This is a genomic window from Bradyrhizobium sp. (genome assembly GCF_049581145.1).
Taxonomy (GTDB): domain Bacteria; phylum Pseudomonadota; class Alphaproteobacteria; order Rhizobiales; family Xanthobacteraceae; genus Bradyrhizobium.
Genome location: NZ_JBAURI010000688.1, coordinates 1 through 15,519 on the forward strand (window position 1 = coordinate 1; position 15,519 = coordinate 15,519).

The 15,519-nt window shown below is 64.3% G+C and carries 13 protein-coding genes; 7 read left to right on the top strand and 6 right to left on the bottom strand.

Annotated elements, in window-relative coordinates; translation table 11 throughout:
* Window positions 1-381, top strand: a 381-nt coding sequence (locus WCB02_RS22375; protein ID WP_423961512.1) for a LysM peptidoglycan-binding domain-containing protein, incomplete at its 5' end; no start/stop codon positions are given.
* Here WCB02_RS22375 and WCB02_RS22380 read toward each other — a convergent pair.
* From WCB02_RS22380 to WCB02_RS22405, 6 genes are all read right to left on the bottom strand, one after another.
* Complete coding sequence (locus WCB02_RS22380) at window positions 370-1,077, bottom strand: methyltransferase family protein (protein ID WP_423961514.1); 708 nt, start codon at window positions 1,075-1,077, stop codon at window positions 370-372. The genes WCB02_RS22375 and WCB02_RS22380 overlap by 12 nt on opposite strands.
* Window positions 1,070-2,077 (bottom strand): NAD-dependent epimerase/dehydratase family protein, encoded by a 1,008-nt coding sequence (locus WCB02_RS22385; RefSeq protein ID WP_423961516.1) that lies wholly within the window; start codon window positions 2,075-2,077, stop codon window positions 1,070-1,072. The genes WCB02_RS22380 and WCB02_RS22385 overlap by 8 nt, the downstream gene beginning before the upstream one ends.
* 17 nt (window positions 2,078-2,094) lie before the next feature.
* Window positions 2,095-2,634, bottom strand: coding sequence for a DUF962 domain-containing protein (locus WCB02_RS22390; protein WP_423961517.1), 540 nt, complete (start codon window positions 2,632-2,634; stop codon window positions 2,095-2,097).
* 263 nt (window positions 2,635-2,897) lie between these two features.
* Window positions 2,898-5,015, bottom strand: a complete 2,118-nt coding sequence (locus tag WCB02_RS22395; RefSeq protein WP_423961519.1) for a molybdopterin oxidoreductase family protein — start codon at window positions 5,013-5,015, stop codon at window positions 2,898-2,900.
* A gap of 98 nt (window positions 5,016-5,113) precedes the next feature.
* Window positions 5,114-5,896 carry a 3-oxoacyl-ACP reductase family protein gene (locus tag WCB02_RS22400; protein WP_423961521.1) on the bottom strand — a complete coding sequence of 261 codons (783 nt, stop codon included), beginning with the start codon at window positions 5,894-5,896 and terminating at the stop codon, window positions 5,114-5,116.
* 6 nt (window positions 5,897-5,902) lie between these two features.
* Window positions 5,903-7,276, bottom strand: a complete 1,374-nt coding sequence (locus tag WCB02_RS22405) for an MmgE/PrpD family protein (protein ID WP_423961522.1) — start codon at window positions 7,274-7,276, stop codon at window positions 5,903-5,905.
* A gap of 206 nt (window positions 7,277-7,482) precedes the next feature.
* Here WCB02_RS22405 and WCB02_RS22410 point away from each other — a divergent pair, with 206 nt between their 5' ends.
* The 6 genes from WCB02_RS22410 to WCB02_RS22435 all read left to right on the top strand — a co-directional run.
* A complete protein-coding gene (locus WCB02_RS22410) occupies window positions 7,483-8,469 on the top strand; it encodes a tripartite tricarboxylate transporter substrate binding protein (protein ID WP_423961524.1) in 987 nt (328 codons plus the stop codon).
* 16 nt (window positions 8,470-8,485) lie between these two features.
* Window positions 8,486-8,956: a (2Fe-2S)-binding protein gene (locus tag WCB02_RS22415; RefSeq protein WP_423961526.1), complete on the top strand. Its 471-nt coding sequence runs from the start codon at window positions 8,486-8,488 to the stop codon at window positions 8,954-8,956.
* A complete protein-coding gene (locus WCB02_RS22420) occupies window positions 8,953-11,079 on the top strand; it encodes a molybdopterin cofactor-binding domain-containing protein (protein WP_423961529.1) in 2,127 nt (708 codons plus the stop codon). The genes WCB02_RS22415 and WCB02_RS22420 overlap by 4 nt, the downstream gene beginning before the upstream one ends.
* Window positions 11,076-11,789, top strand: a complete 714-nt coding sequence (locus tag WCB02_RS22425; protein ID WP_423961532.1) for a molybdate ABC transporter substrate-binding protein — start codon at window positions 11,076-11,078, stop codon at window positions 11,787-11,789. The genes WCB02_RS22420 and WCB02_RS22425 overlap by 4 nt, the downstream gene beginning before the upstream one ends.
* A gap of 623 nt (window positions 11,790-12,412) precedes the next feature.
* Window positions 12,413-14,590 (top strand): tetratricopeptide repeat protein, encoded by a 2,178-nt coding sequence (locus WCB02_RS22430; RefSeq protein WP_423961534.1) that lies wholly within the window; start codon window positions 12,413-12,415, stop codon window positions 14,588-14,590.
* Window positions 14,591-15,040: 450 nt separating this feature from the next.
* Window positions 15,041-15,519 (top strand): GntR family transcriptional regulator (locus WCB02_RS22435; RefSeq protein WP_423961536.1); only part of this gene is annotated, 479 nt, incomplete at its 3' end.

Consider the following 15,519-nt stretch of genomic DNA (forward strand, 5'->3'; position numbering starts at 1 on the left):
AGTTACGACCTGGACCGGCACGACGAGGTCTCGCACATCACGATCGACAAGATGGATATCGTCCACCAGCAGTTGGTCGCGAAGATCCGGGAGCTGGTGGCGACCCCATCGAAAGTCGAGGGCGAGAATGTACCGCTGCGCTATGTCGTTCCGCCCAAGGAGGACATCGAGCTCTGGGACAGCGGCACCTCGATTGCCGCCCGCGCCGGCGATACCCTGCAGGGGCTCGCCCTGGAATTTCATCTGCCTTTGTGGTCGCTGACCCAGGTCAACAAGATGTCGGACTCAGCTCCGCTCACGGCCGGTCAGCGCGTCGTGGTACCGCGGCATCTGATGCCGCTGACCACCGCCGTGGCCGCACCGGCCTCGTCAGGGCGCTGACTTCGGCTTCACGTTCGATTTCGCACTTGATTTGGCAGTTGCGGATTCGACATCTGCTTTGGGGGCGGCCCTGAAAACGGTGAGGAACGGCACGATCATCGGGACGCGGCGCCGATAAAGTCCGTAAGCCTCCTGCCCGAGCTCGGCGGACAGAAAACCCTCTTCCATGCGCGCCTTCTGCCATTCGCCGAACGCGATGCACAGCGCGCCGAGCAGCGAGCTTATGGTCGCGACCGCCACGCCGGTCGCCAGGATCGCGAGGATCAGTCCCGTATAGATCGGATGGCGAACCATGCCATAGGGCCCGGTATCGATGATCCGATGGTCTTCCTTGTGGGTGATCGCGTTGGACCAGAACCGCCCGAGATGGATGCGCGCCCACCAGGTGAACGAGATGCCGCAGACGAGAACGACGGCCAGCAGATAGGTGCCGCCATTGCCGGGATCGTAAAGCCTGCTCTCGCCCAGCGCGCGCGACGTCCAGGGCGACAGCAAGATGCCCCCGATCAGGATGGGCAGACGATAGACCCAGGAATCCAGCGTCCGCACATGGGCTTTGGTCCGCCCCGACCAGAACGAGGCCACCACCCAGCTGACGACCCATGCCAGCCAGATCAACGCCAGCAATCTGGTCGGCCAGGTGACGATCCATCCGCTCAGGATGGCGTCACTGATGTCGCCTTGGTGCTCAAGCATGCTCGAGGACTTCGCTTGGGGATACTCCCAACATGTGAGCGATGATCTCCTGCAGCAGCGGCTCGACCGGACGCGGCGCATAGCCGAGTTCGCACCTCGCCTTCTCGACCGAAAGAGCGGTGGCCCGCCGCGCGATTCTGACCCCCTCGACCGTCGCCGACGGCGCGCGCCCGGTCACGTGATCGGCCTTCAACTCCATGAACCGCGCCGACAGCTCAGCGATGCAACCGGGCACCCGCATCAACAGCCTGCGGCGGCCGCTGACCGTCGCCATCAGCGCGAGCACCCGGCTGAGCGGCAGGCTCTCGCCGCCAAGCACATAGCGGTGCCCGACCCGGCCCTTCTCCATCGCCAGGACGAGGCCTTTCGCGACGTCGCGCACGTCGACGAAGTTGACCATGAAGTCGAGATACAGCTGAAGCGACCCGCCGCCGAGAAAATATTGCAGCATGGCGGTCGGCGGCGTGACATTGTGATCGTGCGGACCGATCGGCATGGTCGGACAGCCGACGATGACGGGGAAGCCCGAGGCGGCCGCCTGCAGCGCCAGCTCATCCGCGAGCATCTTGGAACGCGTATACGGACCCGGCATGTCGTCGACCGACAGCGTGGCTTCTTCGGCGGCGACGTCGCCGGGTTGCGGCGCGTGAAACAGGATGGACTCGGTCGAACAGTGCAGAAACGGCACCTCGCAGCGCTGACGCGCCGCGGCGAGCACGTTCCGCGTGCCGATGAAATTGACGTCGTGGAATTCCGCGCGATCGAGCTTCCACATGCCGGGCAACCCGGCCAAATGATAGATCTCGTCGGCGCCGGCGACTGCGTCGTTCACCCGCGCGGTGTCGAGCACCGAGCCTTCGACGAATTCCACCGCCGGCGACGACCGGCTCGGCGCGCGCACGTCCAGCACGCGCACTTTTCGGCCCCTGGTGACCAGTTCGGACACCAGATACTGGCCGATGAAGCCGCTGCCGCCCGTGACGAGTGTCGTACGTGTCATACTACAGTTCCGCCTGATCAGCGGTCGCTCGCGCCGGGCGAAACCGGACGCGGCGTCACCGCATCGGCTGGTCCGATGATGGCTGCGAGGTCGTGCCGAAATCCAAGCGCGACCAAAAGCTTCGCCATCACAAACATCGGACCGAGCAGGAAATGAGCGGGGTGATCGACCATCGATGGCTTGCGCTGCTCAAACACCCGATGACCGACAATCTGGGAGGTCACACCCAGCACGGTCAAGACCACCGCCAGGGCCCAGATGGCATAACCGCTGGTGTGATCCACGATCATCACGGCGGTCGACAGCAGCAGAGCGGCCACGGCGACGATCGCCAGTCCCAACGCCAGATCAAGCAACAGCCAATAGACCAGGACCGGCAGCACCATCAGCGTGGCAAGACTCACGTGGGCGCCAAGACTTGGAAATGGAACCATGGTGAGGGGAAGGATCGCCGCCATGAACAGGAAAACAATGCCGAAGACATGCGCCGCGCAGTTCCGGGGATCCCGGTGATATTCCACATAGTCGGCCAGCTGTCGCCGGAAGGAGGGATTCATGCGAGGCACTCTTCGGATTCGGCCGGGACAAATGCAACCAATGGGAACATAATCGGAACAGTGCTCACAGCGGTGCGGCGCTCTGCGGCGTTTGCGGCTCACCGTCGCGACGCGGCGCTAGATAAGCTACCGGTCCAGCCCCTGTCAAAGCGCGGTTTGCGTTCCCGGGACAACTTGCCGCGGAACAGGGGTGACCGATGGCCTGCCACGCTGTCAAGTCATTGAGAGTTGATATGGAGCCGACACCGCGCAACGGGGCGGTACTAGGCAACCAGAACAGCCTTCCTCACCCAAACCTTGTTATCGTGAAAGGCCGCGCCGCCGATCGGGGCCACGGCTTCCGCCCCGGTCAGGGTGTTGATGCCGCGACCGCCGATATGATCGCTGTTCGGGTGGACCGATTCCGCGACCAGCACGCCGCGGCGCAATCCCTCGAACAATTTTGCGGTCAGCGTCGTCTCGCCCCGCATATTGCCGAGCGTCACTGCCTCACCTTCCGCAATCCCGAGCGCCGCCGCATCAAGCGGATGCATCAGGACCGAGGCCTTGCCCTCGCGCGCCTGCGACGAGGGCGTCTCATTGAACGTGGTGTTGAGGAAACTGCGCGACGGGCTGGTGGCCAGCCGAAATGGATGGGCCTCGTCCGCCTCCTCGATCGCGGTCCAGTGATCCGGCAGCGTCGGCATCTTCGCCACCTCGCCCATGACAAGGCCGAACGGCGGATGCGCCCAATCGGCCTTGAAATGGAATTTCCTGTCCGCATGGGCAAAGCCGTCGAGATAGTGCGAGGCGCGGAAATCCGGCTGAATGTCGCGCCACAGATCAGCCTCCAATGCCGCGATGTCGCCATGGCCGCTGAGCTCGAGCGTGGCGTCGATCAATTCGCGCGGCGTCATCTCGAAGCCGGGATGCCTGGCTTCCAGCCGCCGGGCCAGCGACTGCACGACTTCGTGATTGGACCGGCATTCGCCGGGCGGATCGATCAGCTTGGCCCCCACGGAGATGTGCTGATGACCGCCGCCGTAATAGAGATCGTCATGTTCCATGAACATGGTCGCCGGCAGCACGATATCGGCCATCTGCGCGGTCTCGGTCATGAACTGCTCGTGCACCGCGACGAACAGGTCCTCGCGCGCAAAACCCTGCCGCACCAGCGCCTGCTCGGGCGCGACCGTCATCGGATTGGTGTTCTGGATCAGCATCGCCTTGACCGGTCCGCCGCCGCGCAGCGCCTCGGCATCTCCGGTCAGGATGCGCCCGATCTTGGACTGGTCGAGCGCGCGCGTCGTCGGATCGATCGCGTCATGGCCCTCGATGATCTTCTCGTTGAAACGCCAGATCGCGGCATTGTTGAAGAAAGCGCCGCCGCCTTCATATTGCCAGGCGCCGGTCACGGCCGGGATGCAGAGCGCCGCGTGCATTTGCGTCGCACCGTTGCGGCTGCGGGTGAAGCCGTAGCCCAGACGGAAGAAGGTCCGCCTGGTCTCGCCCACCGCTCGCGCAAAGGCCTCGATGTCGGCAACCGGGACGCCGCAAATCGCCGATGCCCATTCCGGCGTACGGGTCATCAGATGCGCCTCGAGCTCGGCCGGACAGTCGGTGTATTTCGCCAGGTAGTCGCGATCGGCATGGCCCTCGCGAAACAACACATGCATGACGCCGCAGGCAAAGGCGCCGTCGGTGCCGGGCCGCAGCAGGATCTTGATGTCGGCCTGCTTCATGGTGTCGTTATTGTAGATATCGATCACGGCGATCCTGGCGCCGCGCTCCTTCTTGGCGCGCGAGGCATGCGTCATGACGTTGACCTGGGTGTTCACGGGATTGGTGCCCCAGATCACGATCAGGTCGGAGACGGCCATCTCGCGCGGGTCGACGCCGGCGATCTTGCCGGTGCCGGTGGCAAATCCGACCCGCGCGACGTTGGCGCAGATCGTCCCGTAAAAGCGCGAATACTTCTTCACATGGGTCAGGCGATTGATGCCGTTCTTCATCACCAGGCCCATGGTGCCGGCATAGTAATAGGGCCAGACGGATTGCGCGCCGAACTCCTGCTCGGCCCGGCCAAAGCGATCGGCGATCTCGTCCAGCGCCTCGTCCCAGGTGATCCGCGCGAACTGGCCGGAGCCCTTCGCTCCGGTCCGCCGCATCGGATGCATCAGCCGCTCCGGATGATGGATACGCTCGGCATAGCGCGCGACCTTGGCGCAGACGACGCCGGCGGTGTAGGTCTGCAGCTTGGAGCCGCGGACCCGGCCGATGGACTGGCCGCCGATCACCTCGATGTCCAGCGCGCACGCCGACGGGCAGTCGTGCGGGCAGGTGGAATGGCGGATGTTGACCTTGTTATCGACCTTGAGGTCGAACTGGGCGTGCTTGTTCATGATGCGAATTGGTAGCATCAAAAAAAGCGACCGCCGAGCGCATTTATCCGGCAATCCCCGCGCAATCCGCGCGCATGCCATGCATCAGCGTAACTGGACTAGCTGCTGAGATAGGCGCCGCCATTGGCGTGGATGGCCTGACCGGTGATGTAGCGGGCGGCCGGGCTGCACAGGAACCGCACCAAGGCGGCGACATCATCGGGCGTGCCGCGTTCGCCAGTGATGGTCTGATGGGTCAAATGATGCGCCGGTTCCGGCCGGTCCTTTGGACGCGGCGTCCCGATCAGACCAGGGACCACGCAATTGACGGTGATGCCGTCGTCAGCCAGGTCATGCGCCAGCGCCCGGCTGAAGCCGACGATGCCGGCCTTCGCGGTGACCACATGGGCGCGGTCCTTCGCTCCAGTATGCGCGCTCAGGCCGCCGATATTGACGATGGTTCCCGTCCGGCTGGCGCGCAAGCTCGCCAGGCAGGCCTTGGTGCAATGAAAGGCGCCGTCGAGGGTGACGTCGAGGATGGCCCGCCACTCGGCATGGTCCATCTCGGCGAACGGCTTCTCCCGGCGCAGCGCCGCATTGTTGATGAGGATGTCGATGCAGCCGAAATCCGCGAGCGCCGCATCCGCCATCGCCTGCACCGCGCTGGCATCGGCGACGTCGCCGATATGGACCAGCGCCTTGCTGCCGAGCGCCTCGATCTCCCGCGCCACCGCTTCCGCCTCCGTGCGGTTGCCGCGCGCATTGACCACGATTGACGCACCGCCCTCAGCCAGCGTGAGCGCGATGGCACGACCAATATTGCGTCCCGCGCCGGTGACGATGGCGACCTTGCCGCTCAGTTCCTTGCTCGGTTCCTTGTTTGCTTCCTTGGCTTCGGCCACGTCGCACTACCCGCGCAAGGCCGAGAGGTCGATGCGTTCATAGAACAGCCCCGCGATCAGCTTCAACGCGGCGACGCTTTGCTGCTTGGTCCAGCCGCCGTACTCGACGTTGAGAACGAACTTGTCGACCACATCCTGCCGCCTGAGCGGCTCCTGCGCGCCGCCGCGCAGATAGGGCTGCCGTTCCTCGATCACGCTGCCATCCCTCATGGTGGCGCTGATGTGGCCGGTATAATTGTCCGGATAGGGGTTCTCGGGATCGATCACGAATTTCACCTTGGAAGCCAGATCGAGCACGCGCTGGTCGCGGATGGCGCCTTCCGTGAACGCGCCAAGCCCGACGCCGCCATGCACGAAGCCGGTCGCCAGCAGATAGGGCACCGCGAATTTGGCGGAATAGCCGTTCGGCGGCCGCTGCTTGTCGGCCAGCGGCTCCCATAGCCGGTGCACGGTGCCTTCCGCGACCTCGCACACGATTTCGACGACGTCCTCCGGTCTTGCGCCGCGCGCCGCCATCCTGCGGGCGCAGTCGATATAGGGCTGCGCCATGGTCCCGCAGGGATAGAGCTTGAACGCCAGCGCGTCGATCACCCAGCGCAGGCCGAAATCGCCGGTCAAAGCCTCGTAGTCGCCCTCGGTGGTGCGCGCAAAGCCGTTGAACAGCCCGTGCGCGCCCTCGAACACCGTCCGCGGCCCGATGAAGCCCTCGCGGGCAAGCAGCGCCGCGCGCAGGCCCGATTGCGCCGCCCAGCCGGCATGCAGCCGCTTGGTCCAGGCGCCCTCGGCGAGATATTCGATGATGCCGGAGGCCATGCTGCCGGCAATCCCGAGCGCGTCGACGATCTGCACGGCATCGAGGCCGAGTGCCGCGCTGACGCCGGCGGCGGCGCCCATGGCGCCAAAGATCGCGGTGGGATGAAAGCCGGCGGTGTGGACCGCCTTGGGCACCACGAGGCTGAGCCGGCACAGCACCTCGGTGCCGACCGCGACCCCCATCAGCGCCATGCGGCCATCCGGATTATGCCGCTCGCAGGCCGCCAGCACCGCCGGGACGATCACCGCGCCGGCATGGACCGGGCCGCCCTCGAACGTATCGTCGAAATCCTCGCCATGCGCGGCGGTGCCGTTGACGAAGGCCGCCTCGCCGGCCGTCAACGTACGACGATGGCCGATCGCGGTGCACACGCCGTCGTCATCGCAGCCATTGATTGCGCTGACGACATAGTCCTCGTCACGCGCCGTCACGCACAAGCCGACGACATCGATCAACAGGTCCTCGCATTTGAGGATCGTCGCGTCCGGCAGCGCGCCCGGCCTCAGGGCAACGATTCTCTGGGCGAGGGTCTCGGCGACGGTGGTCTGTGGCAATCCTGAGGCCATGCTCGGTTGAATCAGACGTGGAAGTTCCTGGAACGGCGAGACTTGATCATTTCGCTTTCGATTTCAACTGCCGCGACATCGTCCTGAGAGGTCGACGACCCCACAAGCTAGCTTTTATTCCTACGCTGCGCACACAGTCTGTCGTCGACAGTCTGTTTGCATTGCAGCTAGATTACCCGCCACAAGAAAGTTCGGGGAGAATGCGAATGAGCCGTTCATGGCCCTGCGCGAGGCTTGCGCTGACGCTGGTGGCGTCGCTGCTTGCCGCGCCGATGCTGGGCTCGCCATCATCCGCCGAGGACTATCCGAGCCACGCGATCCGGATCATCGTGCCCTTTGGCGCGGGTGGCCCTGGCGACCTCGCTGCCCGCCTGCTCGGCAACGTCCTGCAGGCGGATTTCGGTCAACCCATCGTAGTCGAAAACCATACCGGCGCCGGCGGCGTGATCGGGACGGAGGAAGCCGCCAAATCGCCGCCCGACGGCTACACGCTGTTGCTGATCTCGAACACCCAGACCGCCAATGAAACGCTGATGCCGCAGCGCAAATACCAGTTGATGCGCGATCTCGCACCGGTTGCGCCGATCAACTCGGCCGACCTCGTCATGGTCGTGCATCCATCGGTGCCGGCAAAAACATTGGCGGAGTTCATCGCGCTGGCGAAATCCGAGCCGGGACAACTCAACTATGCCTCGGCGGGCGTGGGCACGCCCTATCACATGGCCGGCGAGCTGTTCAAAGCCATGGCCGGCATCGACCTCCAGCATGTCCCTTACCGCAACAGCGGCGACGCCCGCAGCGGCGTGATCGGCGGACAGGTGCAGATGATGATCGACGCGGTGACGACCATGGCGCCCAATATCGCGGCAAAGCAGGTCCGCGCGCTTGCGACCACCGGCAAGACCCGCTCCAGCGTGCTGCCCGACGTGCCCACCGCGAACGAGGCCGGCGTTGGCGGTTATGAGGCGACCATCTGGCTCGGGCTGATGGCGCCCGCGGGTACCCCGAAACCGATCATCGACAAGCTCAACGGCGCGGTGAACGCAGCGGTCAAGCGGCCGGACATCGTCAAGCTGTGGGCCGACCAGGGCGCGGTCGCGGTGTCGATGTCGCCGCAGGAATTCGACAAATTCCTGCGTGCTGATATTGTGAAATGGGCTGGAGTCGTCAAGAAGTTCGACAAGTCTCAATAGGGTCTTTGGCCTGCCAATGCCGCGCATTCGATTCCGCCTCAACGGCGTTGCGACCGATGTCGACGCCGACCCCGATCATGTGCTTTTGGATGTGCTGCGCGGGCGGCTTGGGTTGACCGGGCCGCATTTCGGCTGCGGCTCCGGGGAATGCGGCGCCTGCCGGGTCATCGTCAGCGATCACGCCGTCACCGCCTGCGACACGCCGCTGTGGGCGGTCAAGGACAAGGACGTCACCACCATCGAGGGGCTCGGCAGCGCCGAACGGCCGCATCCCTTGCAACGCGCCTTCATCGCCGAACAGGCCCTGCAATGCGGCTATTGCGTATCCGGCATCCTGATGAGCGCGGCGGCGCTGCTGAAGCAGAATCCCTCGCCCACGGAGGCGGAGGTGCGCGGCGCGCTCGATCGCAATCTCTGCCGCTGCGGCTCGCATAATCGCATGGTGCGGGCGGTGCTGCGCGCGGCGCACGAGATGGCGGCACAATGACCGGCGCCGCGGCAAATTTCCCGGTCAGCCTGGTGGCGAACCCGAAACTGTCGTCATGGATCAAATTCTCGGCCGACGGGCAGGTGACCGTCTCGCCCGGCAAGGTCGAAATCGGGCAAGGCATCGTCACGGCGCTGGCCCAGATCGCGGCCGACGAACTCGATGTCGAGATCATCCGGGTGCAGATGGTGCGCGCCTCGACGGCTGCGAGCCCGAACGAGGGCGTCACCTCGGGCAGTCTCTCGATCCAGCAGTCGGGCCGCGCGATTCGTCACGCATGCGCGGAAATCAGGCAGCTGTTTCTCGCCGCCGCCGCCGATCGGCTCGGCGTGGAGACGAGCGCGCTCGAGATCAGCGACGGCACCATCTCCGGGCCCGGCAATGTCAGGACCAGCTATTGGGAACTGGCCGGCGAGGTGTCACTCGAGCGCGACGCGACACCGGGCGTCGCGCCAAAGCCGCTCGGTAAACGCGCGCTGGCAGGCTTTTCGGTGCAGCGGCTCGACATTCCCGACAAGGTGTTCGCGCGGCGGCGTTTCATTCACGACATGACATGGCCGGCGATGCTGCATGGCCGCGTGCTGCGGCCGGAGGTTTCGCGGGCGAAGCTCCTGAGTTTGAACGAGGACACCGCGCGCGCCGTGCCGGGCATCATCGCGATCGTGCGCGACGGTAGTTTTGCCGGCGCCATCGGCGAGACCGAAGCCACCACCGAGACCGCGATCACATTGTTGCGCAAGGCCGCGACCTGGTCGTCGGGCGAGCCGCTGCCCGACGAAAACGATCTTGCGAGTTTCCTGAAGGCCCAGCCGGTGGAATCGACGGTGATCGACGCCAGGGTGGCGCCGCATGCCGGCGCGATGCATCGTACCATCCGGCGGCAATACACTCGCCCCTATATCGCCCACGCCTCGATGGCGCCGTCCTGCGCGGTGGCGCAATGGACCGGCGACCACGTGCAGGTCTGGACCCATAGCCAGGGGGTCTATCTGCTGCGCTCCGATCTTGCGCTGGTGCTCAAGCTCCCGCTCGAGAACATCATGGTCGAGCACATGGAAGGCGCCGGCTGTTACGGCCACAACGCCGCCGACGACGTCGCACTCGATGCCATCCTGCTGGCGAAGGCGGCCGGCGGCCGGCCGGTGCGCGTGCAATGGTCGCGCGCCGATGAGATGACGCAGGCGCCGTTTGGCGCGGCGATGGCGATCGAGATCGAAGCCGATCTCGATGCGACGGGCGACATCGTCGGCTGGCGCCATGCGATCTGGAGCAACGGTCACGCGGCACGGCCGGGGCGCGCGATGCAACCGGCGCTGTTGGCCGCAAGCGAGATCGCCGATCCCTACCCGCGCATGATCTCGTCCAATCCGCCGCAGGCCAATGGCGGCGGCGGCGACCGCAATTCGATCCCGCTCTACGACTTCCCGTCATGGACCATCGAAAGCCACCGCCTGCTCACCATGCCGGTCCGCACCTCCGCGCTGCGAACCCTGGGCGCGCAAGGCAACGTATTCGCGATCGAATCCCTGCTCGATGAAATTGCCGCCGAGCGCGGCGAAGATCCCATCACGTTCCGGCTGCGATATCTCTCCGACCTGCGCGCCAAAGACGTGATCGGCGCCGCCGCCAGGCGCGCGAACTGGAAGCCTGCCGCAAAACCCGGCGTCGGTCATGGCATCGGCTTTGCGCGTTACAAGAACACGGGCGCCTATTGCGCCGTCGTCGCCGAGATCGAGGGCGAGGAGGATATCCGCGTCAACAAGCTCACGATCGCGGTCGATGTCGGCGAAGCCATCAATCCCGACGGCGTCATCAACCAGATCGAGGGCGGCGCGATCCAGGCCACCAGCTGGGTGCTGAAGGAGCGCCTCCGCTTCGACCACGAACGCATCACCAGCACCAACTGGGCGGACTATCCGATCCTCCGCTTCAGCGAGGTGCCGAAGGTCGAGGTCGAGGTCGTCCAGCGCCCGGAGATCGCGCCAGTCGGCGCCGGTGAAGCCGCGCACGGCCCTGTCACGGCAGCCATCGCCAACGCGGTGTTCGATGGTCTCGGCGTCCGCATCCGCAACCTGCCGATCACCCGCGACAGCCTGATCGCGGCCATGGAATTGTCCGCATGAACAATCTGGAGCGCAATCTGAACATTTTGAGCGGCGGCGCGGCGCAAGGCCTGGTCGCAAGCCTTGCGCCAGCCTTCAAGGCCACGACCGGCCTCGACATTGCCGGCGAATTCGGCGCAGTCGGCGTCATGGCCGACAAATTGCGCCGCGGTGCGGCCGCCGATATCGTCATCCTCACCGCCGCCCTCCTCGCTGGGCTGGCGGAGGAGAAGTTCGTGGTCACCGCCTCGATCGCCAATGTCGGGCGGGTGGAGACCGCGCTCGCGGTGCGCAGCGGCGATCCGAAGCTATCGGTCACCACCGCCGACGACCTGCGCGCCGCGCTGCTCGCGGCCGATGCGATCTTCGTGCCCGACATCAAGGCATCGACCGCCGGCATTCACGTGGCGAAGGTGCTGGCGCAGCTCGGCATTGCCGATGCCGTCGCGGACCGGCTCAGGGTCCATCCGAACGGCGCCACGGCGATGCGCCATCTTGCGTCATCCGATGCCAAACGGCCGATCGGCTGCACGCAATCGACCGAGATCATCGCGACCAGCGGCGTCGAATTCTCGGGGCCACTGCCACAGGGGTGCGAGCTTGCGACCATGTACACGGCCGGCGTCACCGTCCACGCCGCCAATGCGACGGCGGCCGAGCGGCTGATCGAGTTGCTGACCAGCACCGACGCGCGCGATCTGCGGATCAAGGCCGGGTTCGCCAGCCGTTAGGATTGAGGCGATGCGCAGGTCGCAGGATCGCTCCGGCGCGTAGGACGGGTTGGAGGCGAAGCCGTAAACTGCCATCCATCCACACGACACGTTATGCGAGCCCGACGAGAACCCATAAATCGCGTCGCGTCCTTTGTCGGTAGCGAAGAGGCGGGTTACGGCTTCCGCCTCGCTCTCAGCTACGGCGGACAAGTCGCCTCCAACCCGCCCGACGAACTGCTCAGGGTCGGCGAAGGGGCGATGTTCGGCGAACATTTCAGGCAAATATCGTTTGGTCGTCTACCTCTTGGAGCGCGATGGTCACTCACGACTTGATCGGACTACCTCGTCATCTCCGCAATTCTGCAGCTCGCGGGGCGGATTGGAGCCGAAGGCGTAATCCGCCATCTTGGTGACCAAGACGGCGGATCGTGATCCATCCTACGGACCTGCAACCATCGTCACCCTCTCGACGCTCAACATCGCCGCCATTCGCCAAACTGACGCCACCTGAAATATGGTTAATAGTTTGTTCACGCTTCTCGTCGAAGCTTCGGCCGGCCACCGTGTCGCGCTCGGCACCCGTCGCCGCCATGCGTCGGAAAATGACCGGTGGACTAAGTCAACAGCCAAAGGTTTTCATCGTGAAGCCAACCCATCGGAAGAGTGACAATGTCGCAGACTTGCTCGCTCGGACGAACGGGTACCACCGGTCGGGCGATCTTGCCAAAGCTCAGGCCGGATACAAAAAAGTTCTGAAGAAGTGCCCGAAGCACTTCGACGCGCTTTATTTGCTCGGAGTGTCCGAACACCAGAGCGGCAATTCGCAAGCGGCGGAACCCCTGCTGAGGCGAGCCCTGCTGGTTGATCCGCAATCTGCTACGGCTCGGTACGCCCTGGCGGCCACGCTTTCCGCTCTGCGGCGGGAAGTTGAGGCTTTGGCCTGCTATGACGATCTGCTGGCGTTGAAGCCGGATTTCTTCGGTGCGCATCTGAATCGGGGCAGGTTGTTGGCGCGGCTCGGACGTTTCACTGACGCAGTGGCCAGCTACGACAACGCGATCGCGATCGATCCACGGCATTGGGATACATTGATCAACAAGGGCGAAGCCCTGCACCAACTCGGGAGGTTCGTCGACGCGATTGCGTGCTACGATCAGATCCTTGCGGTGGAGCAAACGCACCTCGCGGCCCGGATCGATCGGGGCTGCGCCTTCAAGGATCTGGGGCGGGCGAACGAGGCCGTCGCCGAATTCAATCTGGCGCTCGCAGTCTCCCCGGACAATACCACCATCTTGCTCAATCGCGGAGAGACACTGCTCATTCTAGGACGGAACGGCGAGGCGCTTGAAGACTTTGACCGTGTGATCTCGATCAACCCGGGCCTTGCCCACGGCTGGCTAGGTCGCGCCAACGTGTTGATGTTGAGCAGGAAAGTGAGCGAGGCGCTGGAAGCCTGCGAGCGCGCTGTTGCGATCGAGCCGAACTCCACGAAAGCGCTGACCCAGATCGGCCAATGCCAGGCGTTGCTTGGCAATGCAGAAGCAGCGGTTTCTTTCTTCGATCGCTCGCTTACCATCAACCCGGCTGACGAAGTCGCCTTGGTGAGCCGAATCTTCTCATTGGACTTCTGTAGCGCCGGCTATGCGCAACATCAGGCGGCACGATCCGAGTGGTGGCGCCAGATCGGGTCGAAGATTTCCGAGCAGCATCCGCCTCACCACCAGAATGATCTCGATCCGGCCAGACGGATTGTCTTGGGATACGTGTCGGGTGACTTCAGGAATCACTCCGCCGCATACACCTTCCGGCCCGTGCTGGAAAATCACGACAAATCGCGGTTCGAAGTGATTTGCTATTCCACCTCGGCGATCGAGGACGCCGTGACGGGCTCGTTCCGACATGTTGCCGATCAGTGGAGAGACGTTGTGCAATGGTCCGACGATCAGCTGACGGATTGCATCCGGTCCGACCTGGTCGATATTCTGATCGACCTTTCCGGACACACGCAAGGCAATCGGATGCGGACCTTTGCGCGCAAGCCTGCCCCGATCCAGGTCACCGCATGGGGCGACGGGACCGGCACCGGCCTGCCGACGATGGATTACCTGTTCTCCGATCCGGTCAGGGTGCCCTTGGACATGCGTCACCTTTTTGCGGAGCGGATCTATGATCTGCCATGCGCGTTGATCATCGAGCCGCCATCGGCGGAACTACGTGCCTTCGAGCCGCCGGTGATATCCAATGGGTATGTGACGTACGGCGTCTTTACGAGGGCGAGCCGATTGTCCAATGCCGTCCTTGACGTCTGGGCTCGAATTCTGCGGTCCGACGTCACCTCCCGATTGCTCATCAAGGATTTTCTCCTCGATGACGTCTCCATACAAACCCGGCTGCTGGAAAACCTTGCGGCGCACGGCATCATGTCGGATCGGATCGGCCTGATGGGATCAACCTCCCGTGAGGAGCATCTCGCGGCCTACCGGCACGTCGACATTTGCCTCGATCCGTTCCCTTATGGCGGTGGGGTCTCAACCTGGGAAACCCTTCACATGGGCGTGCCGATCGTGACGAAACTGGGCAACGGTTTGTCCAACCGGGTCGGCAGCGGATTTCTCGCGGCGATCGACATGAGCGACTGGATCGCCACCGATGATGATCAATACGTGGACATCGCCCTGCGATCGACCCCGGACCGGCTGAGGACGATCCGTAACCAACTTCCCGATCTTATCGGCATGCGCTGCGGCCCGGCCTCATACACGCGGGCCGTCGAACAGGCCTATCGAACGATGTGGGAGAAATACTGCGGCGGGCGATAAGGTTCACCGGTAGCCCCCTATCCGGCTGCATGGAATATGTCAGCTCGGGGTACGACTTGATCGGACCGCTTCGTGATGTCCGCCCTAAATTGACACGCCCGGACAGTCACAAGATGTCCCTTGTCGGGCGATCAGCGGCCTGGCCGAGATGAAGGCTCGGCAAGATCAGTTGTCGATCGTTTACTCAAGTGGAATGCTGGCCTTTCAGCTCCTCCGGCAAAGCCGGGCGTGTTCGGCTGTGGCTCTATTCCGCCGCCTGGCCTGTTCGCCGGGTCAAGTCCAGCCCGCAGGGCGGAAGGTGTTGGGCGCGCTTCAGCCGGCCAGGGACGAGGGGATAATTTCCCGGTTGCCAAGTCCGCTTCATATACTAATATATCAATTCAGGGAGCGGACGTGAAGGCACGCGCGACGAGGAAAGCCGAGGGCGTATCGCGCCTTTCGGCCACAGGCATTCACCGCAACCGCCGGCCGCGTGCGGCCACCACGGCGTCGCGCATTCATGCGGAGTTGCGCGCCGCGCTGATATCGCTGCAACGGTTACCTGGTGAGCCCATTTCCGAAGCACAAATCGCCCTCCTCCATGGCGTCAGCCGGACGCCGGTGCGCGAAGCCATCTTGAAATTGGCCGACGAAGGCCTGGTCGACATCTTTCCACAGTCCGGCATCTTCGTATCACGCATTCCGCTCGCGGCGCTGCCGGAAGCCCTCATCGTCCGCAAGGCGCTCGAGGAAACCACAGCCCGCATCGCCGCCGAACACGCGACCGCCAGCCAGCTTCTCACACTCGGGGCGATCCTGGAACGGCAACGCGAGGCTGACGCCGCGCACGATCGCGAGGCCTTCCACCAGGCGGATGAATTGTTCCACGCCACCATCGCCGAGGTCGCCCGCTTCCCCGGCATCTGGACGCTGATCCAGCAGGTCAAGGT